Origin of the sequence: Dermabacter sp. p3-SID358 (genome assembly GCF_025147465.1) — a bacterium.
Taxonomy (GTDB): domain Bacteria; phylum Actinomycetota; class Actinomycetes; order Actinomycetales; family Dermabacteraceae; genus Dermabacter.
In genome coordinates this window covers 42,363-68,770 of record NZ_JALXOZ010000013.1, presented here as the reverse complement: position 1 = coordinate 68,770, position 26,408 = coordinate 42,363, and the positions used below count along the sequence as shown (strand labels likewise).

Sequence of the window (26,408 nt, the reverse complement as noted above, 5' to 3'; positions counted from 1 at the left end):
ACCCCACTCGCCCCTTTTTAAGGGGCTTGCAAGGAGCTGATGTTCACCGGAAGTTCTTCTTGACCTCCCGGCGCAAGTCACTAGTTTAGCAACCCTCGCCGCACTGGTCAAACCGACTCACCGTGTTCCGCGCCACTCTTCACCGGATCATCACCCGGGGTTCGTGTGGCTCTCGACGGCGGTCACTTACGGCAGCGATTCAAGGCGAATCTCTTCGGCTCCTTGAACCAACGGACAACGACAGTACGCGAGGCAGCACCGCTGGTCAAGCCCTCGAGCCCCGCGCGTGCGCACCGCCACAATGCGAAGCACCCGCCGCCCCTGGTCGTGGGACGGCGGGTGCTCGTTGCTTGAGTTCAGCTCTTGTTCACCGAGCGCTCAACTCGCGATCTTCACCATCGCAGCATTCTTTTTGCCGCGGCGGAGGAGCACGTAGCCACCGGCCAAGGCGTCGTAACTGCCAAGCTCGGTCTCGAGAACATCGACGTCTCCGACAACCTTTTCCCCATTAATCGAGAGACCGCCCTCTTTAAGTGCCCTGCGGACGGCGCCGTTGGAGTTGAGTAGCTCAGTTGCCGTGTACGCCTCAACAAGACTTGCCGTACGAGGAAGCTCCACGCAAGGCAGCTCTCCCGCGATCACGGCAACCGTCGGACCATCAAGCTCGCGCACATCCCCGCGCCCGAACAGAACGGAGGCGGCCGCCTTCGCTTGCGCAGTAGCCCTCTCGCCATGCACAAGTGTCGTCATATCGTCGGCGAGAAGCTTCTGCGCCGCACGTTCGTGCGGGCGCTCCGCCGTGACCGACTCGATCTCAGCGAGTTCCTCCTTCGGACGGAACGTAAAGAAACGCAGGTATTTGAGCACGTCGCGATCGTCGGCGCCGAGCCAGAACTGGTGGAACGCGTACGGGCTCGTGAGCTCGGGATCAAGCCACACGGCCCCGCCCTCACTCTTGCCGAACTTCGTGCCATCGGCCTTCGTCACGAGGGGCGTTGTAAGAGCATGAGTCTGGGCGCCCTCGATCTTGCGAATCAACTCGGCACCGCCCACGATGTTGCCCCACTGATCGTTGCCGCCGTATTGCAGCGTGACTCCATGGCGCCGGTAGAGCTCGAGAAAGTCCATTGCCTGGAGGATCTGGTACGAAAACTCAAGGTAGCTGAGGCCCTCTTCCGAGTTGAGACGCGTGGCAACGATCTCTTTCGAAAGCATCGTGCCCATGCGGAAGTGCGCGCCGTAGTCGCGAAGGAAGCTCAGAACATTGAGGTCCTTGGTCCAGTCGTAGTTATTGACCATCGTGACGCCAAACTCGCCCTCGGGATCGAGAAAGCGCTCGATCTGGCCGCGAAGCGATTCCACCCACGTCGCCACGATGTCGGCCGAGTTCATTTTGCGCTCGCCTGACATGCGGGGATCCCCCACGAGGCCGGTGGCGCCGCCTACGAGGGCAAACGGCTTGTTTCCAGCGAGCTGGAAACGGCGCATCGTGAGAATCTGAGTGAGATGGCCAACGTGGAGCGAAGACGCCGTGGGATCGAAGCCGCAATAGAGCTTGATCGGGCCTTCGTTTGCTGCGGTGCGGATCGCCTCGATACCGGTCGAGTTCACCAACAGGCCACGCCATTCAAGCTCGTCAACGATGTTGACCATCGTGCGTCTCCATTCCTTTCGTCGGGGCGGCTACGGTGCGCCGCTCATCGAAACCACAGTAGCGCAAACGCACTAAAGCGCCTTCGCGAACTCCCGCAGGCTGGCAGAGGTCACTTTTGCATTGTCGAGCTGGGCCGCGACACTCGCGCGCCCGGTCCCACCCTTCGAGGAGCGAGAATCAATCGAGCCGAGAGTCGTCAGCACTCCGCGCACGTCTGGCGTGAGATACGGCGACACGGATGCGAGATCGGCATCGCTCAGATCCCACAGCTCCTCGCCGCGCGACTCGGCCACCTGCACGCATCCGCCAGAAATCTCATGCGCCTCGCGGAACGGAACACCTTGACGCACAAGCCATTCGGCGATGTCAGTCGCGAGAGCAAAGCCGCGCGGTGCAAGAAAAGCCATGCGCTCGGTGTTAAACGTCAGGGTGCGAACCATGCCTGCGAAGGCTGGCAGAAGGAGCTCGAGCTGATCGGTCTGATCGAACATTGGCTCTTTGTCTTCTTGCAGGTCGCGGTTGTACGCAAGCGGCATTGCCTTGAGGGTTGCGAGGAGTCCCGCGAGATCGCCAATGAAGCGCCCGGCCTTGCCGCGCGTCAACTCGGCCACGTCAGGGTTCTTCTTTTGCGGCATGATTGAAGATCCGGTCGAGAAGGCATCATCGAGCGTCACGAAGTCGAACTCCTTCGTGTTCCACACGATGATTTCCTCGGAAAACCGCGAGAGATCTACGCCGAGCATGGTGAGGCACCAGGAGTATTCGGCGTACACATCGCGCGAAGCCGTGCCATCGATCGAGTTTTCACTTGCCGCCGCGAATCCGAGTTCCTCGGCAACGGCCTCGGGGTCAAGCCCGAGTGAGGAGCCCGCGAGCGCGCCGGAACCGTAGGGCGAGATCGCCGCACGCGCATCGAGGTCACGCAGCCGTTCCACGTCGCGCATGAGCGGCCATGCGTGGGCCAGAAGGTGGTGCGCGAGCAGCACGGGCTGAGCGTGCTGCAGGTGGGTTCGGCCCGGCATAGGGGCTTCGGGATGGTCCGACGCTTGCTGGATGAGCGCGTCGACAACATCGAGCACGAGGGCCGCGATAACGCGGGCGTGGTCGCGGATATACATTCGTCCGAGAGTCGCGACTTGATCGTTGCGTGAGCGCCCAGCACGGAGCTTCCCACCGAGATCTGGGCCGGCAATCTCAAGAAGGCCGCGCTCGAGCGCCGAGTGCACGTCTTCGTCGCTCACGTGCGGTGTAAACTCGCCGCTCGCCACCTGCCGCCCGAGTTCCTCGAGAGCGGCGAGCATGTCGCGCAGTTCGCTAGCGCTCAAGAGGCCGGCGCGGTGAAGAACACGCGCGTGAGCCTTGGAGCCCCGCAGGTCATAGGGCGCGAGGCGCCAATCGAAGTCGGTCGACTTCGAGAGCGCGGCCATGACGTCGGCTGGACCCGAGGCAAAACGTCCACCCCACAGCGCTACGCGCTCAACGGCACTGTCGCCCTGGCCACCGTTCTCGCTGTTCTCGTGCATGTCACCCATGCGCCTCACTCCTTGCCGAACGCACTCGCCTCGTCTGGCTCGAGCGAGGGTCCGTTGCCGAATTTCTCGTCGCGTGCGGTCGCTTGCTTCGACGCGAGGCCGTAGATCTCGATAAAGCCTTTCGCGTGCGACTGGTCGAACGTATCGCCCTCGTCATAGGTCGCAAGGTTGAAATCGTAGAGGCTCGCGTCGCTACGGCGCCCCGTCACGGTCGCGCGGCCGCCATGCAGCCGCATGCGCACATCGCCACTCACGTATCGCTGCGTATCCTCGATAAAAGCCTCGAGGGAGCGCTTGAGGTGGCTAAACCACTGGCCGTCGTACACGAGGTCGGTCCAGCGATCCTGGACCTCACGTTTGAAGCGTCCCTGCTCGCGCTCGAGAGTCACGCGTTCGAGCTCGCGGTGCGCCTCGATGAGGGCCATCGCTCCCGGAGCCTCGTAGATCTCGCGGGACTTGATGCCCACGAGACGGTCCTCGACGATGTCGATGCGGCCGATCCCCTGTGCCCCCGCGCGACGGTTCATCTCCTGAATTGCCTCGAGCGGGCTCACTGCGCGGCCGTCGATCGCGACGGGGATACCGTGGTCAAAGGTAAGCACGACCTCGTCAGCAACTGGCGGGAATGCCGGATCGTCCGTGTAGTTGTAGACATCCTTCGTAGGCTCGTTCCAGATATCTTCGAGAAAGCCCGTCTCAATCGCCCGTCCCCACACGTTTTGATCAATCGAGAACGGGTTGTGTTTTGTCGTGGTGATGGGGAGGTTATTCTTTTCGGCATAGTCAATCGCTTTATCGCGCGTAAGGGCGAGATCCCGAACGGGGGCGATGCACTGAAGGTTGGGGGCAAGCGAGGTAATCGAGACCTCGAAGCGCACCTGGTCGTTGCCCTTACCCGTACAGCCGTGGGCGACCGCGCTCGCGCCGTACTTCTTCGCCGCCTTCACGAGGTGCTTCGCGATGACCGGGCGCGAAAGTGCGGAAACGACCGGGTACGCATCCATGTAAAGGGCATTCGCCTTGAGCGCAGGCATGCAATACTCGCTCGCGAACTCGTCGCGCGCGTCGGCAACGTACGCCTCGACTGCGCCGCAATCGAGGGCTCGCTGGCGGATCACCTCGAGATCTTCCCCGCCCTGGCCCACGTCCACGGCGCAAGCGATCACGTCAGCGCCCGTGGCCTCGTGAATCCAGCCGATCGCGACGGAAGTGTCGAGGCCTCCCGAATAGGCAAGAACGATGCGTTCGGTCATTTTTCTTCTTCTCCTAGGGGTCGCGTGGCGCGAGGCAGGGCTCGCGCGAATGGTCGAGACCTACTCGTCGATGCCGACCCGGCGGCCGTCGGCAAGGTCGAGTAGCGTTGCCGCAAGCTCGCGGCCTTCATCCCCGCCGCGCGCGACAACGAGGATCGTGTCGTCCCCGGCGATCGTGCCGAGGATCGAGGGCAATACCGAGTGATCAAGGGCGCTCGCGAGGTATTGCGCGGCTCCGGGCGGGGTGCGCACGACGACGAGGTTGCCGCTCGCCTCTGCACTTACGAGCAATTCTTCGGCGAGTCGCTGAAGCCTCGCCGCGTAGTGCTCCTGCGAGGGCGGGCGCCGGAGGCTATGAACACGTTCACCGCCCTCGGGAGGGAGCATGTACACGAGAGCTCCCGAGGCCGAGCGCACCTTCTCGGCACGCAACTCCACGAGATCACGAGAGAGGGTGGCTTGCGTGACGCTCACACCGTCTTTCTCGAGGAGCGCGAGAAGGGCCGTCTGCGACGTCACCTCGGTACGGCTCAGAATGTCGACGATCTTGCGCTGGCGCGAGATCTTGGTTTGGGGCTGCTGCGGTTGTTCACTCATCAATATCCCTCATGCCCCGACAACCGTCGGACATTTACACACCGTCGAAGGGGCGCCCTCCCACCGTTGAGCGCCACTCCCATAAAAGCATCGATTTGCAATCACGTGCATGATCATACAAAAGGGGCCTGGCCCCTCCCTGTACGCAGCAGGAAAAAGCCAGGCCCTAAGGCGCTGAGCGACTAAAAAGCGGATTATGCGCGCAGCTCACCGCCAACCGCCGATTCAACGGCCTTGATCGCGCGCGCACGAAGCTCATCGATCTCGGCACCCTTGAGTGTCTTCTCGTGGGGTCGAAGCCGCACGGCAAACGCGAGTGACTTCTTGCCTTCCGCGACCTGATCGCCGCGGTATTCGTCGAAGAGACGCACGGCCTCCGCAACATCGCCAATGCCCACGATGAGCGCCGCGCGCACGGCCTCGGCAGGCGTGTCCCCGTCAACGACAAACGCGAAGTCTTCCTTCGCGATCGGGAAGGTCGAGATCGGCTCGGACGGCACAACGGAAGGCGCGGACTCAATGACCGCTTCGAGATCGAGCTCGAGGGCTGCCGCGTGCTTCGGGAGGCTGAACGCCTTGATCACCGCGGGGTGCAGCTCGCCGGCAACGCCTACGCGCTCCCCCTCGGTGGTCGAAAGGATCGCCGTGCGCCCCGGGTGGAACGCACTCGACTCACCCTGCTCGAGCACGAGCTCGACACCCGCCGCCGCGGCAATGCGACGCGCGAAGGAGATCGCGTCGGCCCAATCCCACGCGCGCGCCTCGGTGAGGGGGCCGGCCGGGGTGATCGGTCCGCCCGCCACGAGAGCGACGTGACGATCCTGCTTCGCGAGAGAGGTAGCAATCTCCTCAAGCTCGGCATCGCTCGGGCGTGAAGCAGCGCTCGGAACCGGAACTCGCTCGCCGCGCTTTTCGAACACAAGGCCCGTCTCGAACACCGCGACCGAATCCTCGCCACGGGCGCGATTTCGCTGCGCAACGGGCAGAAGTGTTTCAAGAATCGCCGTGCGCATAAGCGGCTCATCGTCCGCGAGCGGGTTGAGCAAACGCACTGCCTCACGCAGCGGAGAGTCCTCCGGGAAGCGGAGCTTTTCGAAGGTCTTCTCATTCGTGAAGGGAAAGCTCACAACCTCCGTTGCGCCCGCCTCGGCGAGAGCGTTCGCAACGGCGCGCCTCACACGCTGGGCGCGGGTAAGGCCCCGCCCGCCAGGTGCCGACGGCAGCCTTGACGGGATCGAGTCATAGCCTTCGAGTCGGGCGATTTCCTCAACGAGATCCTCGGGAATGCGCAGATCAGGGCGCCAGGTCGGAGGATTGACCGCGAGCGTTTCGGCGCCGTTTTCGCCGCTGCCCGAGGGCGACACGGTACAGCCGATCTTCTCGAGCGACCCCACGACCTGATCTCGCGTGTAGGCAATCCCGACGACGCGCTCGGCGTAATTGAGCGGAAGAGTGATCTCCACCGGTGAGCTTCCGCCCGCGCGCGCATGAGTGCGCGCGGAATCGAGCGTCCCTCCGCCGTATTCGACGAGGAGTTGTGCGGCCCGATACGCGGCAACCTCCACGAGTTCGGGGTCGACTCCGCGTTCGCCGCGCTTGCCCGCCTCTGACACAAGTTTGTGGCGGCGCGCGGTGCGAGCCTGGGTCGTTGGGTCGAAGTGTGCTGCTTCAATCACAACATCTGCCGTGGTCTCGTCGACTTCGGTTTCGCTTCCGCCCATGACGCCCGCGAGCGCGACCGCGCGTGCGCCGTGGCCGCCTGTCGAATCCGCGACCACGAGGTCTTCGACGTGAAGGTTTCGAGTCTTGTCATCGAGGGTCGTGAGCTTCTCGCCTTCCTTCGCGCGACGCACGACAATTGGCTCGGTGAGCTTCGCGGCATCGAACATGTGCAGCGGCTGACCAAGGTCGAGCATGACGTAGTTGCCGACATCGACGATGAGCGAGATCGGGCGCATGCCCGCGAGCGTGAGTCGCTGTTGCATCCAGCGAGGGCTCGGGACCGAGGTATCGACCCCCCTCACGCGTTGCGCAACGTAGGACGTGGCACCCACGTTGCCGCGGATCGGCGCGTCGTCTTCGAGGACAACCTCGAAGCCCTCGCCCGTTGCCTCGGGCACCTCGATCGAGAACGCCGGATCCGTATATGCCTGACCGGTTGCGTGCGAGTACTCGCGCGCAACGCCTCGCATGGAGAAGCAGTAGCCGCGGTCGGGAGTCACGTTGATCTCCACGACCTCCTCGTCGAGACCGAACAGTGCGATCGCATCGTCACCGGGCTTCGCCTCGATCCCCTCGGCGATGCCCTTACCGAGAACGATGATGCCGTCCTCGGTATCTTCGCCGAGACCCAGTTCCTCGGTTGAGCAGATCATGCCGTCGGAAAGGTGCCCGTAGGTCTTGCGTGCCGCGATCGCGAAGTTTCCCGGAAGAACTGTGCCTGGAAGCGAGACGACAACCAGATCACCCTCGACAAAGTTATGCGCGCCACAAATGATGCCGCGACTCGGGACTTCCTCGCCCGGCTGCGGGTCCTTCGGATTGTCCTTTTCCTCATTGTGTTCGGGGCCCACATCGACGCGGCACCAGTTGACGGTCTTGCCGTTCTTATGAGTCTCCTTGACGAGGTTCAGCACGCGGCCCACGACCAGCGGGCCCGTGACTTGAGCGCCGAAGATCGCTTCTTCCTCGAGTCCGACGGAGACGAGCGAGGCCGCGACGGCCTCGGCGTTTGCGCCCTCGACAAGCTCGACGTGCTCGCCGATCCATGAAAGGGGAATGCGTGGCATTGCTCAGATCTCCGTTCCGTAGTGCTGGGAGAAGCGCACGTCGCCCTCCACGATGTCGTGCATATCGGTTACCGAGTTGCGAAGCATGAGGATGCGCTCGATACCGAGCCCAAACGCGAAGCCGCGGTACTCATTCGGATCAACGCCGCACGCACGCAGAACGGCGGGGTTGACCATGCCGCAACCGCCCATTTCGATCCAGCCGGTTCCGCTACACACACGGCACGTGGGATCAGCATCGGCGTCGAGCCCATTCTTGGCCTCGCACTTGAAGCAGCGGAAGTCCATTTCAGCGCTCGGCTCGGTGAACGGGAAGTACGAGGGGCGAAGACGCGTGATCGGCTTGCCACCGAAGAGTGCTTCGGCGACCTTGTCGAGTGTGCCTACGAGGTCCGCCATCGTGAGATCGCGATCAATGGCAAGGCCCTCAACCTGGTTGAATACGGGTGCGTGCGTCGCATCAAGCTCATCGGTGCGGAACACCTTGCCGGGGCACGCGATGTAAAGCGGGACGCCGCGCTCAAGCAAGGTACGCGCCTGAACGGGGGACGTGTGTGTACGCAGCACCTGGCCGCTGCCCTCGGGGGCGACGTAGAACGTGTCCTGCATCTGGCGCGCGGGGTGGTCCTCATCGAAATTGAGCGCGTCGAAGTTGAACCACTCGGCCTCAATTTCAGGCCCTTCGGCGATCTCCCAGCCGAGGCCCACGAACACGTCGGCAATGCGGTCCTGGAGGATGCCGAGGGGATGGCGTGCCCCGCGTGGAAGTCGATCAACGGCAGTCGTGACATCGACGCGATCCTTCGCGAGAGCTTCGGCTTCTTCCTTCTCCGCGATTTCCTTCGAGCGTGCAGCAAGCGCTTGCTGTACGCGCCCCTTCGACCCTCCAATGAGTTTGCCGGCAGCGGCTTTTTGCTCCTTCGGAAGGTCCTTGATGCCGCGATTCGCGCGCGAAAGCGGCGAGTCGTCGCCGACATGGGCAATGCGCACCTGCTTGATTTCCGCCGACGTCGTGGCCTCCGCAATCGCGGCGAGCGCGGAATCGACCGCGCGCGCGATCGCCTCCTCGCTCATATCCACACTGTTCGTCACATCTGACACGAATTCACCACATCCTCACGTTGACACGTCACGCGCGCTCGCGCTCGACCACATGATCATTTCTGCCATCGAGGGGCCCTCGCGTGGGTGCATGCTCTTTGCACTAGCAATGATACGTGCAGGATACGGTTGGGGTCGTACGCGCCCGGTGCTCCACGCCCATGCGTAAGGACCGCAGGGCCCCGGCGCCGCTGCGCTCACACGGGTCCAGCGACTCAACAGAAAGGCTCCTGACATGACCACGACAGTCCAAGGCCTCGTATCCTTCACCGCAAACGATCCCGCAAAGCTCGTCGACATCACGCTCCCCGATCCGGGCCCGCGCGACGTCATCGTTGACATCAAGACGTGCGGTGTGTGCCATACCGACCTCGCGTACCGTAACGGAGACATCAACGACGACTATCCGTTCCTCCTCGGCCACGAAGCAACCGCGGTCGTAAGCGAAATCGGCGAGAGCGTCACTCACGTCGAAGTCGGCGATACTGTGATCCTCAACTGGCGCGCCGTCTGTGGGCAGTGTCGCGCGTGTAAAAAGGGGGAACCGAAGTACTGCTTCGACACGTTTAACGCCTCGAAGCCCATGACCCTCGTCGACGGCACCGAGCTCACTGCCGCTCTCGGCATCGGTGCCTTCGCCGAAAAGACTCTCGTCCATGAGCTTCAGTGCACGAAGGTGGACCCGAACGCTGATGCGGCAGCTATCGGCCTTCTCGGCTGCGGCGTTATGGCCGGGATTGGGGCTGCGCTCAACACGGGCGGGGTTCAGCGCGGGGAATCCGTCGCGGTGATCGGCGCGGGTGGTGTCGGCCTCGCAGCAGTAGCCGGTGCCAAGCTCGGCGGCGCGACCACGATCATCGCCCTCGACCTCAACGATAAAAAATTTGAGAAGGCCCGCGCTCTCGGGGCAACGCATACCATCACCACCGAGGGCCTCGAACCCAACGAGGTCGCCGAAAAGATCCGGGAGTTCACCGGTGGTTTCGGTGCAGACGTCGTCGTCGATGCCGTCGGCATTCCCGCGACCTACACCGCCGCGTTCTACGGCCGCGATCTTGCCGGCCGCGTTGTTCTCGTGGGCGTGCCGAACCCGACCGCCGAGGTCACGCTCCCGCTTATCGACATCTTCAGTCGCGGTGGCGCCCTCAAGAGCTCGTGGTACGGCGACTGCCTGCCCGAGCGCGACTTCCCCTACCTCGCAGACCTCTTCGCACAGGGGCGACTCCCACTCGACGAGTTCGTGTCCGAGCGCATCGCTCTCGGTGACGTCGAAGAAGCGTTCGAGCGCATGAAGGGCGGCGACATTCTTCGCAGTGTCGTCGAACTCCCTCAGGCCTGATCCCACCGGCACGCTAAATATAAGAAAAGGACTTCGCACCATGAACCTCCGCATCGACCACGCTGTCACTGAAGGAACGTTTACTCTCGACGGCGAGACTTTCGACGTCGAGAACAACGTGTGGGTGATCGGCAACAACGACGACTGCGTCATCATCGACGCCCCTCACAGCATCGACACCATCGAAAAGCTCGTGGGAGACCGCACGCTCCTCGCCATTCTCCTCACTCACGCACACGACGACCACTCACGCTTCGCACCCGAACTCGCCGAACGCTTTGAGGCCCCCATGCTCTTGCATCCCGACGATAAGAAGCTCTGGGCACTCACACACGGCGATCTCGAGTGGGACGCGGATCTCGCGGATGGCGACGCTTTCAGCATCGCGGATCGCGAACTCGAGGTGATCCACACGCCGGGCCACTCCCCCGGCTCGGTGTGCTACCTCCTACGCAGCACCGAGGAGGGCCAGCCCGATCAGCTTTTCTCGGGCGACACGCTCTTCGAGGGCGGGCCAGGTGCCACCGGCCGCTCCTATAGCGACCGCGGACAAATCGAGGACAGCATCCGCGAGAGGCTTTTTACGCTCGACGCCGCGACAATCGTGCACACTGGACACGGCCCAGACACGACGATCGGCGCGGAGCGTGAGCGAGCAAAGGGAGACTGGCTCTAAGCGAGAGCCACACCTAGCCTGATGCGAGCGCGTCGAGGGTTTCCTCGACCAGCTCCGTTTCTCGCTTTCCATATCGACTCGCGAATGCGCTGAGCGCCTCGCGCCCGGGCGGCATGCCATGCGCGGCCGCACCCGCCACGCGCGCCGCCGCCACGAGTTGCGCAAAATCGAGCGCATCGCCGAGCCCGCGTCCCGCAGCAAAAGCGGTCACGAGCGCCGCCACGAGAGTATCCCCCGCTCCCGTGGCGTTCGCGTGTTCGACGATGAAACCGCGCCTCTCGAGAACCTCGCCCCGACCCGAGTCGATCGCGACGAGTCCCTCGCGCCCGCGCGACACGACAACGAGCTCGACCTTCTCGGCAAGTACTCGGGCTGCATCGAGCGCCGAATCCGTGCGCGTGTAACGCGTGGCCTCCTCGTCGTTGGGGCAGAAGGCGTAGCAGTGCTCGAGGTGGCGAAGGATCATTGGATCCCATGCGCCCGAGTCGTCGTGGCCAACGTCGGCCCAGATCCGCGTGTCGCGCGCCCGCTCCCCCGCAAGCAGCGGCATATCCTCGCGCTCGAGGGAAACGGTGAGGTGGCGAGCCTGCTCGGCGAGCACTTGCTCGGTCGTGGCAAGCGGGGTGCTTGGGAGACCCCCCGTGTAGAACATGCGGTCGCCCTCGTGTGGGATCGCCGCCGTGCACGGGACATCCCACCCCGCGCGCGTCACGCTTGCCCCGAGTCCCACCCCATCTGCTTCGAGCATGGGCCGAACGAGCCTCGAGATATCCCCCTCGCCAAGCTCGGTCGCGAGCGTCACCGCCATACCAAGTGCTGCGGCCGCACGTGCCACGTTGGCCGCCCCTCCAACCGCGAGCGCAACCGAATCCGTGTGGCACTCCTCGCCGAGATCAGGAAGGTGCTGGAACGGGGTGAAAAGCACATCGAGAAACACGGGCCCCACACATGCGAGATCGTGAAGTAGATTGCTTGAAGATTCCGCATCTTTGCAGGTTATGCCTTGGTTCAGGTTCGTCACGTAAAAAAGGCTAGGGCGCGCGGTGGCGCCCGTCAAAAGCACGGAACATCCGTTCGCGCGCTCAACCAACTTTTCGAGGAGGCCCTCTCATGAAACTTACGCTGCTCGGTGGTGGGGGCTTCCGCGTCCCCCTCATGGTGCGCACGCTCCTCAAGGACAGCTCCGAACAGCGAGTGCGTGCGCTCACGCTATGGGATTCCAACCATGAGCGCCTTCGCACCATGGAGAGCATCGTCCGTGCCATGGTCGAATCCGTTCCCCACGCCCCGAACGTTCGCGTTGCGACTGATCTGCGCGACGCGGTGCGAGGCGCCGATTTCGTTTTCAGCGCAATCCGCGTGGGAGGCACCGACGGGCGTGCCGAGGACGAACGCATCGCTCATGCGTGCGGGGTCCTTGGCCAAGAGACAACCGGCTTCGGCGGGCTCAGCTATGCACTTCGCGGAATCCCGGTGGCGCGCACAATCGCCGAGGCAATCCGCGATGAAGCCCCAAACGCCTACCTCATTAATTTCACGAACCCCGCGGGCATCATCACGGAAGTCTCGAGCGAGATCCTCGGCGACCGCGTGATCGGCATTTGCGACTCCCCCGTGGGCCTCGCTCGCCACGCCCTCACCGCTCTCGAGGAAGCCGGGGAGGTCGAACGTGGAATGAGCGCACGCATTTTCGAGACCGGCGGTCCCGTGCACATCGACTACCTTGGCCTCAATCACCTCGGATGGGTGCACCGCATCCTCGTCGATGGTCGCGACGTTCTCCCCACCGTTCTCGAGCGAGCTGAGCTCATCGAATCTTTCGAAGAGGGCAAGCTTTTCGGTTCCTCATGGGTCCAGCACATCGGGGCCCTCCCGAACGAGTACCTGCACTACTATTACTACGCGCGCGAAGCGAGGCTCGCCGATGACCGCGCGGAGGCCACTCGAGGCATTTTCCTCGCGAGCCAGCAGGCGGAGTTCTACCGCGAGGCCGCGACACTCGATGGGCACGCGGCGTTCGAGGCGTGGAACCGCACGCGCGAGGAGCGCGAGGAAACGTACATGGCCACGAATCGCGAAGCCGCGGGCGGCATCGAACGCGAAGCCGCGGACATCGAATCGGGCGGCTACGACCGCGTGGCTCTCGCCGTCATGAAGGCTCTCGCGTTCGATGCGACGACCGAGCTCATCGTCAACACGCCAAACAGGGGGCGCATCCCGTCCCTCCCGGACGACGCCGTCGTCGAAGCCCCCTGCCGCATCGACGCGAACGGCGCCACTCCGCTTGACGTCACGCCTCTTTCAGGCCACGAACTCGCGCTCGTGACCGAAGTCAAGAACGCTGAGCGAACCGTGATCGCTGCATCGCGTGAAGGAAGCGCGGCCCTCGCGGTCGAGGCATTCTTCGCTCACCCTCTCGTGGACGGGGTGGGAGTCGCGCGCGAACTCTTTGCGAAGGCCAAGGAGAGCTTCCCCGAGGACCTCGCCTACCTCCGCTGAGCGGTAGCCTCCTGAGCGCCTGCCTGGGTTTCCTCCCCTTGTTGGAGGGAGCGCAGGTACGCGTTGTAGCTTTCGAGTTCCGCTCCGCCATCGCGCTCGGCCTTGCGGTCATAGTTGCGGGCGGCGCGCTCTTCGCTGCGTGACCACTGAATCCCCGCAATGAGGGCGTAGAACGCCGTGGGGACCTCGCTAATGCCCCACATGATTGAGCCACCCGCGAACTGTTGGCGTTCGAGTTCGGCGCGCTCAAAGAGATTGAGAAGCGTGTACCACTCCCCGCCAATGAGCCAGGTCGCACTCACAACCGCGATACCGAAGAAGGCGTGGAAGGTGAGGGTGACGAGGAGCGTAACGAGCTTGAGCACGGGGCTGATCGGCTTTTGAGCCGGATCGATGCCAATGATGACCCACGCGAACAGGTAGCCCGCGAGCAGGAAGTGCACGGTCATGAGCAGGTGCCCAACGTGCTCGAACATCGCCCACGTGAAAAAGGGCGTGAAGTAGAACAGTACGAGCGAACCCGCAAAGAGGAAGCCCGCGATCGGTGGGCTCGAAACGACTGCAGAGTAGCGTGTATGAAGGATCGCGAGAATCCATTCACGCATTCCACGAGAACCGTCGGTGCGGGGTTTCGCTGCACGGCTGAGCATCGTCACGGGCGCACCGAGCACGAGAAGCGGCGGAACGATGACCATGAGTGCCATGTGCTGGGTCATGTGGGCGTCAAAGCGCACGCGCCCGAACGCGGCTGCGCCCCCACTCATGACCCAGAAGAGGGCGAGACAACCGGCGAGCCAAAAAAGGGTGCGCGAAAGCGGCCACTCATCGCCGCGTACACGTAAGCGATGCAGCCCCATGAGGTAGAGCACCGCGAAAAGCGCGGCGACTGCGGTGAACATCCAGTCCATTTGCCACACGGTCACAAGGCTCAGGAGCGTGTACTCGCCATGCGGGGGCTCGTACCCCACGAGGGAGAGCACGCGGTAGGCCTCACGCGGAACGTATTGAGGAACCGGCGGCTGGGAGCGCCCGAGCGCGCTCGAGGCGCCAATAACGACCGCGGCAATGAGCACCTCGAGGCTGGCAAGGCGCCGGAACGCCTCGCGAGAGGCTTGGTTGAGGTGGGCACAATGATCGGCGCAGCCCGCTTGGGCGTCTTCATTTCCGACGGTTCCCTGCGCCTTACTGCCGCGCTGTGCGGCGGCCCGGGCACGCGCGAGCGGTTCGAGAACCCGGCGTCTTTGCACGTAACCGAAGGCAGCGATCGCAACCGTCAGCACGGCCTTGAGGAGAACCAGCCACCCGTAGCGGGTCGTCACGAGTTGCGCGGGGGTCTCGAGGCGAATCGCAGCGTTGATGATGCCTGAGTAGGCGAGGGCAAGGATCGCAAAAAGTGCCCACGGCGAATAGCGTTCGAGCCAAGTTTTGAGGGTTGCCGTCTCGGTGCGATGCGCCTCGGCGAGGAACACAAGGAGCGGGCCTAGCCACGTGAGAACGCCGAGGAGGTGAGCGATCATGGCGTTCACAGCGTTGAGGTGATCGGTTGAATTACCAGCGTGGCCGAGGAAACCGAGGGCAACGACGCTCAGCGCGAGCATCGCGGTGAGCCAGCCCGCCCCGCGAAGATGCCTCGTGAACAGGCCGATACCTGCCGCCAAGAAAGCAAAAACGAGCGCCCACACCGTGGCCCGGCCAAGATCGGTTTTCCACACGAAATAGCCGAGCTGCGCGGGTGAAAACGAGGCTCGCGCATTCGCATACGTGAGGTAGGTGCCAAGGGCGAGGAGACACGCGTAGGAGAAAGTGAAACGGGTGGCAAGGCACCTTTGGCGGTCCTGCTCATCGGTGAGCGGCGGACTCCTGTGCCCTCGCGTGCGACCGCTCCCGGGCTGGAACAGACTTAGCGTGAGCGCGTAACCGAACGCGAGGGAAAGGGCAAGATACTCGCCTACTTTTACGACGACGATGAGGTTGTTCGTGAGAGTCCCGAAGCTACTCGCGAGGGGACCGCTTCCTTCCCCCGTCACTACAAGCCCAACAACGCCAGCGATCCCTCCGGCAATCACCACCAGGGCGCTGAGCGGGAGAAGCGTACGCGAAAGAACTTTCACCTCGCACCCGCTCGTGTGCGCGCCGATTCGAAGAGGCACAGGGTCGCCGCGGTCGCAAGGTTGAGCGATTCTGCACTTCCGAAGATCGGGATCGCCACGCGGGAATCGGCGGCGGCGATGGTCTCGTCGTCAAGTCCGTGCGCTTCGTTTCCCATGAGCCACGCGAGGCGCGTGGGAGGAGTCCATGCAAAGAGGCTCTCGGTACCGCGAGGGCTCGTCGCCGCTGTCGAGATGCCTCGCGCGCGAAGTTCACCGAGAAGCTCCTCCATGGGAACCTTGCGGGCGATCGGCACCTGAAAGAGACTTCCGGCGCTCGCCCGCACGACCTTGGGGGCGAGCGGGTCTGCGGATCCTTCAGAAAAGAACACGGCGTTGGCCCCGGAGGCGTCGGCCGTGCGCATCACGAGCCCCGCGTTCCCCGGATCCTGGAGACGTTCGCACACGACGATGGTGCAGGGCCCCCCGTCGAGGCCGTCGAGCAGATCGCGCCAGTCCTTCTCAATGCTTTTTGCGACCGCGATCACCCCCTGTGGGTGCGCGACACTCTGATGTCCTTGCTCGCGGACCATAGCCTCGATCACGTCGGGCGTCACGGTGCGGGGGCGTATACACGCGCGCTCGGCGAGCTGTTCGAGCTCGGGGTGTGCGGCTCTTGCCTTGTCGGTGAGGTAGAGCTCCTCAAGGTGTCCGCATAGGCCCTCAGCGCTTTCGCGAAGCTCGCGTTCGAGAAGGGCGCGCACCGCTTGCGGGCCTTCAACGCGAAAGCGCCCCTCGCGCTGACGCACTGAGCGCCCGGAAAGGGCGGCGATCCTCACGACTCGCGCGCTGCGCGGCGTCAGTATCGCACCCTCCGGGCGCTCAGAATATGTCATGGGGCAGATCAGGCTGCCGGGGCGTTAACGTCCTTCGGGAGGGCGTTCTTCGCGATGTCCACGAGCTGCGCGAAAGCAGCCGAATCGTTCACGGCGAGCTCGGCGAGCATGCGGCGATCGACCTCAATACCGGCAAGGCCGAGGCCCTGGATGAAACGGTTGTAGGTCATGCCGTTGGCGCGAGCCGCGGCGTTGATGCGCTGGATCCAGAGGCGACGGAAGTCACTCTTGCGAACCTTGCGGTCGCGGTAGCTGTAGGTGCCCGAGTGGAGCACCTGCTCTTTCGCCTTGCGGTAAAGGCGCGAGCGCTGGCCACCGTAGCCCGAGGCCTGATCGAGGATCTCTCTGCGCTTCTTCTTGGCGTTGACCGCCCTCTTCACGCGTGCCACGTGATTCTCCTTTGGTCGAAATGAAAAGTCTTATGTGGATGCTGAATACTCAGCGGCCAAGCATGCGCTTGAGGTTCTTGACGTCGCTCTTGGCAACGTCGGTCACGCCGGCGAGGCGGCGCTGGTGGCGCGAGGTCTTGGCCTCCGCCTTGTGGTAGGCGTTTGCGCGCTGGCGCTGCAGCTTGCCGGAGCCGGTGATGCGGATACGCTTCTTAGCACCGGAGTGCGTCTTGTTCTTCGGCATAGTGCCTGTTCTCCTTCTGGTTGACGCGCCTTACTTGGCGCTGGCTTCCTTCGCTGCGGCCTTTTCCGCGTCGCTCTTACGCTTGCGGGCTTCGGCGCGAGCCTGGGACTTCTTCTTGTGGGGACCGAGCACCATGACCATCGTGCGGCCATCAACGCGCGGATGCGATTCAACGAAGCCTGATTCGGCGACGTCTTCAGCCATGCGCTGCATAAGCTTCATGCCCATCTCGGGCCGCGACTGCTCGCGGCCACGGAATCGAATCATGACCTTGACCTTGTCGCCACCGTTGAGGAACTTCTCGACGTTGCGCTTCTTGGTCTCGTAGTCGTGCGTGTCAATTTTGAGGCCCATGCGAATTTCCTTCTGCTGGGCATTGACCTGGTTCTTGCGCGCCTCGCGAGCTTTGAGCTTCGCTTCGTACTTGAACTTTCCGTAGTCCATGAGGCGTGCGACCGGCGGCTTCGCGCCCGGAGCAACCTCGACAAGGTCGAGATCGGCTTCGTTTGCAAGACGCAACGCGTCTTCGATACGGACTTCCCCGACCTGTTCGCCATTGGGGCCCACGAGAAGGACCTTGGGCGAGCGGATCTGCCCGTTGATTCGCTGTTCGCTGATGACTGCTCCTCACACAGTAGAAATGCCTGGAACATCAAAAAGGCCCCCGTGCATGCGGAGGCCCAGTTCGCGCAGGGTGCGAACGTTGTACTGACCCGGTAGCCGTAGCCGCTCGGGTGGGAGTGGGCTCCACTTGTAAGGGAACGCGAATGTTCCAAGCGATCACTCTAGCAAGGAAGGAGCACCACGGGAAGAGAAAGACAGCTGCGTGTGGTGGGCCTTACAGGGCCGGGGCGGCCCTTTCGTAGGCGGCTCCACTTTCACACCAAGGCGCAGACATGCCACGCGACACCAATTACGAAACCCTCTTTTTGCATAATCGGGTTAGTGTCTGTAAGGATAGGTCAGCCTTACCTCAGTCGACGAGCGACCGGGGATGACACAGAAAAGAGACTTCATGATGTCCATGACGCGCCGACAGCTCGGCCTTTTTGCCCTTGCCGCGTGTTCCACGGGCGCCCTCGCCTCGTGTGGTGGCGATTCGAAGAAGCAAAGTGCTAGCTCCGCAAGTGACGCGGGCGGTACTCGCACCGTCACCGATGCGCGCGGCAAAGTGGAGGTTCCCGCATCACCGAAGCGCATCGGCGCGACCGACAACCGAATCTTCCGCTCACTGGAGGCATGGGGAATCGACCTCGTCGTCGCCCCGCGCCAGCTCATGCCGAAGGACATCTCCTACAAGAACGACGAGAGCATCCTTGATTCAGGATCACACCGCGAACCGAACCTCGAGCAGTTCGTCGCAGCAGATCCCGATCTCGTTCTCAACGGCCAACGCTACGCGCAGCACTATGACGACATCAAGGCTCTCGTGCCGAACGCCGCGCTCGTCGACACCGACATCGACACCGAGACCAAGCCGATCGACGAAGAACTCAAGAGGCAGATGACGCTTCTTGGCGAGACCCTCGGGCACGAGGCCGAAGCGAAGGACCTCATCGCCTCGTTCGAGAAAGCGATCGAACGCGTCAAGGCGGCTTATAATTCCGAGGACAAGGTCATGGGGCTCATCACCTCGGGCGGAACGATCAACTATGCGGCTCCCAAAACGGGCAGGGCTGTGGGTCCGCTGTTCCCCGTTCTGGGCCTCACACCAGCGCTCGAGGTTGAAGGCACCGGTGACCACAAAGGCGACGACGTGTCTCTCGAGGCGATCGCTTCGGCGAATCCGGACTGGATCATCGTCATGGACCGCGACGCGGCCGTTGCCGCCGATGAGGAAGGCTACAAGCCTGCCGCAGAGCTTATTGACAAAGCCGAAGCTCTCTCGCACGTCACCGCAATCACCGAAGGAAACGTTGTGTACATGCCGGCAAACTTCTACGTTACCGAGGACATCCAGGCCTACACCGAGTTCCTCGAGACCTTCGCGAAGGCGCTCGAGGCGAAAAAGAGTTGATCCCGCTCCCTATGAGCACACCTCGTTCCTCCACGAACACCGCGGCACCCGTGAGCACCTCGCTCACGGGTGCCCGCCGTAACCGCATCACGCTCGCACTCGCGAGTCTCGCCACCCTTGCGCTGCTCGCCCTGTCCCTCACCGTCGGTGTTTATGACATTACCGGGGGCGAACGCGGTTGGGACATCTTCCTCATCACTCGCGTCCCGCGCACGCTCGCCCTCGTTCTTGCCGGGAGCGCGATGGCGATGTGTGGCCTCATCATGCAGCTGCTCACACAGAACAAGTTCGTTGAGCCATCCACGACGGGCACAACGGAGTGGGCGAGCCTCGGCCTCATAGCGGTGATGATTCTCTTCCCCACTGCGGGACTCGTCCCCCGCATGATTGGGGCGATCATTTTCGCCCTTATCGGCACCCTCGTGTTCTTTGCGTTTCTTGAGCGCGTCAGCCTCAAGAGTTCCCTGATCGTGCCTATTGTCGGCATCATGCTCGGCGCCGTCGTGGGCTCTTTTACGACCTTCATCGCACTCGAAACCGACATGCTTCAGAACCTCGGAATCTGGTTCACCGGCAGCTTTACGGGCCTTGTACGCGGCCGCTACGAGCTCTTATTCCTCGTTCTCCTCGTGCTCATCGCAGCGTTTGTCGTCGCTGACCGCTTCACGGTTGCAGGCCTAGGCAAGGACGTCGCGACCAACGTCGGCCTCAACTATCGCGCAGTCGTCTTCCTTGGAGTTTTCCTCGTGGCCATCGCAACCGGCATCGTCACCGTAATCGTCGGGCGCCTCCCCTTCCTCGGCCTCATCGTGCCGAACATCGTGTCGATGGTCCGCGGCGATGACCTTCGCTCGAATCTTCCGTGGGTCATGCTTCTTGGCGTCTGGGTCGTGACCATCTGCGACCTCATCGCGCGCACGATCATTGCGCCGTTCGAGATGCCCGTCAGTGTCGTCCTCGGCATCGTCGGCGCCGCCGTCTTCCTCGTTCTCGTCGTGAGGAGGAACCGCCGTGGCCGATAAACCGTCTACCCCCGAACTCCGGCCGAGCCCGGCAACCCTCAAGGACCCCTCGCTCGCGACCGTGACCGATATTCGCGAGGTCGAGAAAGCACAGGAACACCGCGAAGAAGGCGGCCTGCCCAATTTGTTGGCAACCGTCGGACCCGCGCGCGTGAGCGCGTGCGCTCCAGAGCGGCATTCTGGCGCCTTCGTCACGGCCCGCGCACGCACCCGATACCTCCTTCTCCTCGCCACTCTCACCGCGATCGGTGCGCTCACGACCGTCGGCATCATGGCGTGGAACAACCCACTCCCCTTCGGAACCGAGGGCTTTTGGCGTATCGCCTCGATGCGCGCGGGCTCCATCGTCGTGATCGCAGTCGTCGTGACATGTCAGGCGTTTGCGACCATCGCTTTTCAAACCGCGACTGCAAACCGCATCATCACGCCCTCGATCATGGGCTTTGAGTCCCTCTACGTGCTCGTGCAGACGGCCGCCGTATTCTTCCTCGGCGCCGCGGGCATCACCCACTTCACGGGCACTGCCCAATTCTTTCTCCAGGCCGCTCTTATGGTCGCGTTCGCGGGGCTCCTGTATGGTTGGCTGCTCAACTCGAAAAACGGCAGCATTCACGTGATGCTCCTCGTGGGCATCATTCTCGGTGGTGGTCTCGGTTCGCTCTCGACATTCATGCAGCGCCTACTCGACCCCAGTGAGTTCGACATCCTCACCTCGCGCATGTTCGGCAACATCTCCAACGCCGATCTCGACTACCTGCCCTTCGTGATCCCGATCGTCGCCGTTACCGCGGGCCTTTTGTACGTGTCGTCAACCCGCCTCAACGTGCTCGCGCTCGGGCGCGAAACGGCGACCAACCTCGGGCTCCACCACAGGCGTGCGACCATCCTCGTTCTGCTTCTCGTCTCCGTGCTTATGGCGATGACGACCTCGCTCGTGGGACCGATGACCTTCCTTGGCTTCCTCATTGCGGCCCTCACGTACCAGCTCACCGACACGTACGACCACCGTCTCCTCTTTCCTGCTGCGTGCCTTATTGGCTACGACGTCATGACGCTCGCGTACTTCATCCTGCGCCACGTCTTCGACGCGCAAGGCGCGGTTACCGTGATCATTGAGCTCATCGGCGGGCTCGCCTTCCTCCTGTTTATTCTCCGAAAGGGGCGCTTGTGATTCGCATCGAGAACCTCACGAAACGCTACGGCCAAGGAGTGCAAATCGGCCCCGTAAGCGCCGAGATTCCGAGTGGTCTCACGGCGCTCGTGGGACCGAACGGCGCGGGGAAGTCGACCCTTCTCACGATGATGGGCAGGCTGCTTGAACCCGATACGGGCACGATCACGATCGACGGGCGGGATATGGCCTCGATGCCCTCTCGCGAGGTCGCAACGATGCTCGCGATTCTCCGCCAGGAAAACCATTTCGTCACGCGCCTCACCGTGCGCCAGCTCGTGGCCTTTGGCCGCTTCCCCTACTCGCGCGGTCGACTCACCGAGAAGGACGAGCGCATCGTCTCCGAGGCCATCGACTTCGTGAACCTCACCCCGCTCGAGAACCGATTCCTCGACGAGCTTTCGGGCGGTCAGCGCCAGCGCGCGTATGTCGCGATGGTCCTCGCGCAGGACACCGAATACCTCTTGCTCGATGAGCCGCTCAACAACCTCGACATGCAGCACAGCGTGCAAATGATGAAGCAGCTTCGCCGTGCAAGCGACGAGCTCGGACGCACGATCGTAATCGTCGTGCACGACATCAATTTTGCGGCGCACTACGCCGATCACATCATCGCGATGAACGATGGCAAGGTGACGGTTCAAGGCTCCCCCGCCGAGATCGTGTGCGGTGAGACGCTCTCACGCGTTTTCAAGACCGATGTCGAGGTGGTCGATGGCCCCCGGGGCCCACTCGCCGTGTACTTCTAGGAGCGCATCAGCGCTCCCCTAGGCCGACTCTATCCCGAGCCTTTGCGCAGCGTGCGCCCTCACGCGTGAGCGGTGCACCCGCATCGCCACGAGCCCGCCGACGGCAACGACGAGGCCGATCAGGCCCGCAGAAAGAAAGGCTGCGCCGGCACCGCCCACGTCGATCACGATGCCCACGAGTGGGCTGCCGAGACTCGAGCCGATCGTCATGGCGCTTCCGTGCCAGCCCATGGCTTCGCCGCGGGCTATTTCGGGGACGCGACGAGAGATCGCTTCGCCCGTCGAGGCGATGCTCGGGGCGATGCCCAGACCCGAAATGAAGCAGAGGATGAAGGCGGTGGGCAGGTTCGTGACGAGCGCGATCGGCATCGTCACGACCGAAAGACCGAACAACACCCACAGCGGGTGAACGTCGCTGTTCATCGCGCCATAGGCGAGGCCGCCCATGGCGCTCCCGAGGCACCAGATCGCGATGACGGGACCGATGAAGTCCTTGTGCCCGATTCCCTCCATGAGCGCGACGATGCCGAGATCTCCCGCGACAAGGATGATGCTGCCAACGGCGGTCGCGATGAGAATGGCGATGCCGCCGAGCGAAAGCAACTGCTTCCTCGCGAGCGAACGGGCCTCGTCGAGTTCTCGCTGGGACTGAGCGTCGCTTTCGTCAAGATCAGCCGTCGTGAGAGCCATCATTTGACCAGTCTGGGTGTTTTCATAAGCGATCCGCTCGGCGACGGCAGCGGGTGAACGCTCAAGGCCACTTTCGGCGACCTCAAGAGGCTCCGGAATACGGGCGGGAAGCACAATGTCGTCGCTTGAGAGGGGCGGGCCGACGATCATGAGGCCTATTCCCGCGATGACGACGGCGGCACCGATGACCCACATCGCGATGTGCGAACCCCACGTGAACACGAGGAGCGTGCCCGCAGCTGGGCCGAGCATGAAGACGAACTCTGTAATGACGGAGTCGAGGGCGAAGGCGGACTTGCGCATCTTCGCGGGGGTGACAACCGAAAGCGACGTGCGCACGATCGAGAACACGGGGATTGAAAAGAGCCCCGCGACGAATACCGCTGGTAGGAGAAGCGCGAACGGCAAGAACGGTGCGATGGCCCAAAAAACGAGATTGACCACGATCGGCGGGACGAGCGTGCGAGTGAGGCCCTTCGTATCCATAAGCCGCCCGCGCCACGGAGCGGAGATCGCCGCGCCGAGAGTCGAGGACGTCACGACGAAACCAGCCATCATGTAGTTTTGGCCGAGGCTCATGACGGTGTGCAAGGTGAGCACAAGCCCCGTTGCAGAGAACGGGAACCGCGCGAGAAATCCCAAAAGGTAGATCGACGGCGCCTTGGGGATCTGGAGCACATCGCGATAGACGGAAAGAGCCACCTTGAGATCCTACCGCCGAGTGGGCGTCACGGTGATCTTCAGCGAGCTCACGCGCTCCGCGATGACCCGGGAGTGGGCGAGAAAAGTCTGCACTCGACTCATGAGGGCATCGAGCGCTTGTCGATCGAGCCCGGGGGTCAGGGCGAGCCTCAATTCGAGCTCACGCTCCTCCCCCGGAAGCGGTTCGGCGCCCTCGAGGCCGTCAACCGCGTGGACGAGCGCCGCGATTTCACTTCGCACAAGGTCGTCGTTGTGCGGTGCGCGCCAGGGCCGTCCCTGTGCGAGGGCCCACAGCGCCGAGCGGCGCAGCACGAGCGGAGTCCCTTCGCGGCCAAGATCAACCGCGAGACATGTGCACCCCTCGGCGACGGCGGATTGCGCGGCTTTCTCAAGCACCATGGGAACGGGGCGCGCTTCGGGGCTCCACGCGGCAAGCGCCTCAACGCTTGTGAAGATGGGAAGCGCGACCTGGCCGTCACGCATCCTGAGCTTGACCATTGACATGTCAGAGGCGTTGTCGGCGTGAAGTCCGTTTTCTGTCTCGGCCGTCTCGGTCGCGATCGCCTGAATGGGAATGAGGATGCGCGTGCCGGCGAGGGCTGCCACGAGCCTCTCTCGCGTGGGATCCTCGCCCGCGTCGAGAGCTTCAAGTGCTGTGGCGACCGCCTCGTTTCGCTCCCCCATGTCGCCCGGAAAGTGGGAGGGCGTAAGATCACGCCCGTGCCACGGCGTTCCTGCGGTATCGGCGTGCTTCCCTTTCGCCGCAAAGTGGGCGGGCAGGGTGCGCCCAACCTTTGGATCCTGTTTTCGCAGGCTCATGTCGTCCTTTCCGACGGTTGCCCGGCGTCCGTTGCCTCGACGTCCCGCACGCGTGCGAGCGCTTGCGAGAAAGAAAAGCGAGCTTCGAGGAGAGCGCGCCCAACGACCGCCCCCCGAACGCGTGTGCGCGCGGCGAGCTGCGCGAGAGAGCCTATGTCGTCAAGGCTTGCAATTCCTCCCGACGCGATGATGTCGGCGGGAGTCACGCTCGAGATCCGCTCGAGGAGCGCGAGCGGGGGCCCCACAAGAGCGCCGTCTCGCTCAATCTCTGTGACAATGAGCCGCACGCAGCCAGCGTCGGTAAGAAAAGCGAGGATCTCGTCGAGGTCCCCGACCGGGCTCTTTCGCCCTCGGGGGTGAACGCAATCTCCGCGAACATCGACGCACACGGCAATGCGCTCGCCGTGAGCCTTGATCGCGCGGTGCACGAAGTGGCGATCCGCGAGCGCAGCAGCGGAAATGTTCGCGCGGGAGCAACCACTGTCGAGAGCGGTAGTCAAAGCTGCCGCATTATCGATACCGCCCGAGTACTGGGTACGCATCCCGAGTACGTGGGCCTCGCGCACAAGTGCGGCAAGCTGGTGATCGTTTGTGCCGCTCCCAAAGGCTCGATCGAGATCGGCGAGGTGGAGCCACGTCGCGCCGTCGTGCGCGAAGGACCTCGCAACGTCGAGTGGGCGTGCGCTCTCGTTCCCGTACGGTGCGCGCGCAAGCGCGCCATCCGCGATATCGAGCGCGGGAAGTAGCTCAATTTGGGGCATGCTCGCGGCCTAGCCCATCCGGATACGCCAATACGCGACGAGCACACAGCCGAGTCCTGTCACCGTGAGAGCAATGATGGCGAGCATCGGCTTTTTCTGCTTGGCAAACGAGTAGGCGCCGCCGAGGAGTATGCCTCCAGCGGCGAGCATGACGAAAGCGAGGATCACTTGCGTCGACCGCCTGCGATCCACTTGATCGCTTCGAGGCGACTAATACTCGAAGGATCGTACGTGTCGTCGAAATCCTCGAGGGCATCCACCCCGAGGAGGAGATCCTCAACCTCGCCCGAAAGCGCGCCAAGCACGAGAGCTGGGGAGGTCTCGCCCTCGTTGCGCCCGTAGCGGTAACGGCACGCAATCATGCGGTCGCCGCGACGCCAGAACAGCACCACGCCTTGGCGCTGGAGTCCGAGGGAGGCGAGACGCGCGAGGGTATGCGCTTCCTCTTCGCTTACATGTCCCGTGAGGATCGCGCCAGATTCCGCTTCGGCAGTCACAGCCCCCTCGGGGAACGGCGTGCGGTCGTCCTCGGCGGCGAGCGCAAGGCGCACAACGCCCGCGAGAGCCTTCGCGGAGGCAAGTGGTGTCGCCACAATCGCGATGGGCGTAGGCGAATCAGGGTCGTCAGCTGGAGCGGTATCGTTCAAGCTCGAAAGATCATCGGGAACATCAAAATCGTCGTGGTTATGCCCGGGGTGACCGGGCGTCGGGCCCGTAAGCGAGCCCGCGCTTCCCGGGCTATTCGGTCCCGTTGGTTTCCGCAAGCTCCCGGGAACGGCGTACCCCGTGGGCGGTTCCTCCCCAGAATCAAGAACCGAATCGTCAAAGTCGATCCCCTGCATCATCGCCTCGAACTCGGCGTCGATCTTCGCCTTCTCCGGGTCATTCTCGCCGTTGTCGCCTCGGCTGGGGGTCGCGGTCATCGTGCGGGCCTTTCGTCGACGTCGGTGCACGGGTCCGTCACCTTCACGGACCCTCACATGATTTTACGCCCCGAAAAGGGGCTAGGGTGGCGGGGTGAGAAACTACTACCGGGCCCTCGGGGCCGACGCTCTACTTGTCATTGTCTTTTCCGTGCTCGGCACGCTGAGCCACAACGGCGCCCTCACGATCGTGAACCTCGCGCGTGTCGCGTGGCCATTCCTCGCGGGGCTTGTGCTCGCGCACCTCGTGCTGCGCGCGTGGCGGGTCGAGCCTTGGCGGTTTTGGCCTCACGGCGTCTTCATCGTCGCGATCACCGTCGTCACCGCAATGCTCCTTCGCACCCTCACGGGCGCTGGCACGGCACTACCGTTCGTTCTGGTGTCCTTCGCCGTGAACGCCCTTTTCCTGCTGGGCTGGCGCATCATTGCCGGGATTATCGTGCGACGAAAAAAGGCAAGCGTCGGAACAGAAAACTCTCACTAGAGCCGCGCCCCGCA

Annotated in this window: 25 protein-coding genes; 8 read left to right on the top strand and 17 right to left on the bottom strand. The window is 63.3% G+C overall.

From position 1 onward, the window contains the following. Positions 1 to 378: 378 nt before the first annotated feature. The 6 genes from tyrS to pheS form a co-directional block, all read right to left on the bottom strand. Positions 379 to 1,653: a tyrosine--tRNA ligase gene (gene tyrS / locus M3B90_RS07255; protein ID WP_259889420.1), complete on the bottom strand. Its 1,275-nt coding sequence runs from the start codon at positions 1,651 to 1,653 to the stop codon at positions 379 to 381. A 72-nt stretch (positions 1,654 to 1,725) separates the two neighbouring features. After that, on the bottom strand, positions 1,726 to 3,177 hold the full coding sequence (argH, locus tag M3B90_RS07250) for an argininosuccinate lyase (protein ID WP_259889436.1): 1,452 nt from the start codon (positions 3,175 to 3,177) through the stop codon (positions 1,726 to 1,728). A 14-nt stretch (positions 3,178 to 3,191) separates the two neighbouring features. Beyond that, on the bottom strand, positions 3,192 to 4,439 hold the full coding sequence (locus M3B90_RS07245; protein WP_259889418.1) for an argininosuccinate synthase: 1,248 nt from the start codon (positions 4,437 to 4,439) through the stop codon (positions 3,192 to 3,194). A 60-nt stretch (positions 4,440 to 4,499) separates the two neighbouring features. Then, the gene (locus M3B90_RS07240) at positions 4,500 to 5,036 is read right to left on the bottom strand and encodes an arginine repressor (RefSeq protein ID WP_259889415.1); all 537 of its coding nucleotides are present in this window, start codon (positions 5,034 to 5,036) and stop codon (positions 4,500 to 4,502) included. Between the two features lie 194 nt (positions 5,037 to 5,230). Beyond that, complete coding sequence (gene pheT, locus M3B90_RS07235) at positions 5,231 to 7,825, bottom strand: phenylalanine--tRNA ligase subunit beta (RefSeq protein WP_259889411.1); 2,595 nt, start codon at positions 7,823 to 7,825, stop codon at positions 5,231 to 5,233. Between the two features lie 3 nt (positions 7,826 to 7,828). Continuing rightward, positions 7,829 to 8,899, bottom strand: a complete 1,071-nt coding sequence (pheS, locus tag M3B90_RS07230) for a phenylalanine--tRNA ligase subunit alpha (protein WP_259889435.1) — start codon at positions 8,897 to 8,899, stop codon at positions 7,829 to 7,831. Between the two features lie 262 nt (positions 8,900 to 9,161). Between pheS and M3B90_RS07225 the strand changes: the two genes are divergently transcribed. Both M3B90_RS07225 and M3B90_RS07220 read left to right on the top strand, forming a co-directional pair. Beyond that, positions 9,162 to 10,265 carry an S-(hydroxymethyl)mycothiol dehydrogenase gene (locus tag M3B90_RS07225; RefSeq protein WP_259889410.1) on the top strand — a complete coding sequence of 368 codons (1,104 nt, stop codon included), beginning with the start codon at positions 9,162 to 9,164 and terminating at the stop codon, positions 10,263 to 10,265. 40 nt (positions 10,266 to 10,305) lie between these two features. Next, positions 10,306 to 10,941 (top strand): MBL fold metallo-hydrolase, encoded by a 636-nt coding sequence (locus tag M3B90_RS07220; RefSeq protein ID WP_259889409.1) that lies wholly within the window; start codon positions 10,306 to 10,308, stop codon positions 10,939 to 10,941. Positions 10,942 to 10,954: 13 nt separating this feature from the next. Here M3B90_RS07220 and M3B90_RS07215 read toward each other — a convergent pair whose 3' ends face one another. After that, complete coding sequence (locus tag M3B90_RS07215) at positions 10,955 to 11,962, bottom strand: carbohydrate kinase family protein (RefSeq protein ID WP_259889408.1); 1,008 nt, start codon at positions 11,960 to 11,962, stop codon at positions 10,955 to 10,957. An 89-nt stretch (positions 11,963 to 12,051) separates the two neighbouring features. Here M3B90_RS07215 and M3B90_RS07210 point away from each other — a divergent pair, with 89 nt between their 5' ends. Beyond that, positions 12,052 to 13,440, top strand: a complete 1,389-nt coding sequence (locus M3B90_RS07210) for a 6-phospho-beta-glucosidase (protein ID WP_259889405.1) — start codon at positions 12,052 to 12,054, stop codon at positions 13,438 to 13,440. On the opposite strand, the gene M3B90_RS07205 is transcribed toward M3B90_RS07210, so the two are convergent. The 5 genes from M3B90_RS07205 to infC are packed head-to-tail and all read right to left on the bottom strand — an operon-like array spanning position 13,428 to position 17,623. Then, a complete protein-coding gene (locus tag M3B90_RS07205; protein WP_259889403.1) occupies positions 13,428 to 15,551 on the bottom strand; it encodes a cytochrome c oxidase assembly protein in 2,124 nt (707 codons plus the stop codon). The genes M3B90_RS07210 and M3B90_RS07205 overlap by 13 nt on opposite strands. Continuing rightward, positions 15,548 to 16,423, bottom strand: coding sequence for an RNA methyltransferase (locus tag M3B90_RS07200; RefSeq protein ID WP_259889402.1), 876 nt, complete (start codon positions 16,421 to 16,423; stop codon positions 15,548 to 15,550). The genes M3B90_RS07205 and M3B90_RS07200 overlap by 4 nt, the downstream gene beginning before the upstream one ends. A gap of 8 nt (positions 16,424 to 16,431) precedes the next feature. Next, complete coding sequence (rplT, locus tag M3B90_RS07195) at positions 16,432 to 16,812, bottom strand: 50S ribosomal protein L20 (protein ID WP_259889399.1); 381 nt, start codon at positions 16,810 to 16,812, stop codon at positions 16,432 to 16,434. 49 nt (positions 16,813 to 16,861) lie between these two features. Next, positions 16,862 to 17,056 carry a 50S ribosomal protein L35 gene (gene rpmI, locus M3B90_RS07190; protein WP_065248181.1) on the bottom strand — a complete coding sequence of 65 codons (195 nt, stop codon included), beginning with the start codon at positions 17,054 to 17,056 and terminating at the stop codon, positions 16,862 to 16,864. Between the two features lie 30 nt (positions 17,057 to 17,086). Next, complete coding sequence (infC, locus tag M3B90_RS07185; protein WP_317889369.1) at positions 17,087 to 17,623, bottom strand: translation initiation factor IF-3; 537 nt, start codon at positions 17,621 to 17,623, stop codon at positions 17,087 to 17,089. A 448-nt stretch (positions 17,624 to 18,071) separates the two neighbouring features. Between infC and M3B90_RS07180 the strand changes: the two genes are divergently transcribed. From M3B90_RS07180 to M3B90_RS07165, 4 genes are all read left to right on the top strand, one after another. Next, a complete protein-coding gene (locus M3B90_RS07180; protein WP_259889397.1) occupies positions 18,072 to 19,073 on the top strand; it encodes a siderophore ABC transporter substrate-binding protein in 1,002 nt (333 codons plus the stop codon). A gap of 11 nt (positions 19,074 to 19,084) precedes the next feature. Continuing rightward, positions 19,085 to 20,095 (top strand): ABC transporter permease, encoded by a 1,011-nt coding sequence (locus tag M3B90_RS07175; RefSeq protein WP_259889395.1) that lies wholly within the window; start codon positions 19,085 to 19,087, stop codon positions 20,093 to 20,095. 124 nt (positions 20,096 to 20,219) lie between these two features. Next, on the top strand, positions 20,220 to 21,266 hold the full coding sequence (locus M3B90_RS07170; RefSeq protein ID WP_396122475.1) for an iron chelate uptake ABC transporter family permease subunit: 1,047 nt from the start codon (positions 20,220 to 20,222) through the stop codon (positions 21,264 to 21,266). Then, positions 21,263 to 22,015, top strand: a complete 753-nt coding sequence (locus tag M3B90_RS07165) for an ABC transporter ATP-binding protein (protein WP_259889392.1) — start codon at positions 21,263 to 21,265, stop codon at positions 22,013 to 22,015. Before M3B90_RS07170 ends, M3B90_RS07165 begins: the two co-directional genes overlap by 4 nt. 18 nt (positions 22,016 to 22,033) lie before the next feature. Here M3B90_RS07165 and M3B90_RS07160 read toward each other — a convergent pair whose 3' ends face one another. The 5 genes from M3B90_RS07160 to M3B90_RS07140 are packed head-to-tail and all read right to left on the bottom strand — an operon-like array spanning position 22,034 to position 25,910. Next, positions 22,034 to 23,407 carry an MFS transporter gene (locus tag M3B90_RS07160; protein WP_259889390.1) on the bottom strand — a complete coding sequence of 458 codons (1,374 nt, stop codon included), beginning with the start codon at positions 23,405 to 23,407 and terminating at the stop codon, positions 22,034 to 22,036. A gap of 9 nt (positions 23,408 to 23,416) precedes the next feature. Beyond that, a complete protein-coding gene (locus M3B90_RS07155; protein WP_259889388.1) occupies positions 23,417 to 24,226 on the bottom strand; it encodes an SseB family protein in 810 nt (269 codons plus the stop codon). Then, a complete protein-coding gene (locus M3B90_RS07150; RefSeq protein ID WP_259889383.1) occupies positions 24,223 to 24,987 on the bottom strand; it encodes a HisA/HisF-related TIM barrel protein in 765 nt (254 codons plus the stop codon). Before M3B90_RS07150 ends, M3B90_RS07155 begins: the two co-directional genes overlap by 4 nt. A 9-nt stretch (positions 24,988 to 24,996) precedes the next feature. Continuing rightward, positions 24,997 to 25,155: a hypothetical protein gene (locus M3B90_RS07145; protein WP_259889373.1), complete on the bottom strand. Its 159-nt coding sequence runs from the start codon at positions 25,153 to 25,155 to the stop codon at positions 24,997 to 24,999. Then, a complete protein-coding gene (locus M3B90_RS07140; RefSeq protein ID WP_259889372.1) occupies positions 25,152 to 25,910 on the bottom strand; it encodes a hypothetical protein in 759 nt (252 codons plus the stop codon). Before M3B90_RS07140 ends, M3B90_RS07145 begins: the two co-directional genes overlap by 4 nt. Positions 25,911 to 26,004: 94 nt before the next feature. On the opposite strand from M3B90_RS07140, the gene M3B90_RS07135 reads away from it, so the two are divergent. Then, positions 26,005 to 26,394: a DUF3054 domain-containing protein gene (locus M3B90_RS07135; RefSeq protein ID WP_259889371.1), complete on the top strand. Its 390-nt coding sequence runs from the start codon at positions 26,005 to 26,007 to the stop codon at positions 26,392 to 26,394. Positions 26,395 to 26,408 lie beyond the last annotated feature (14 nt).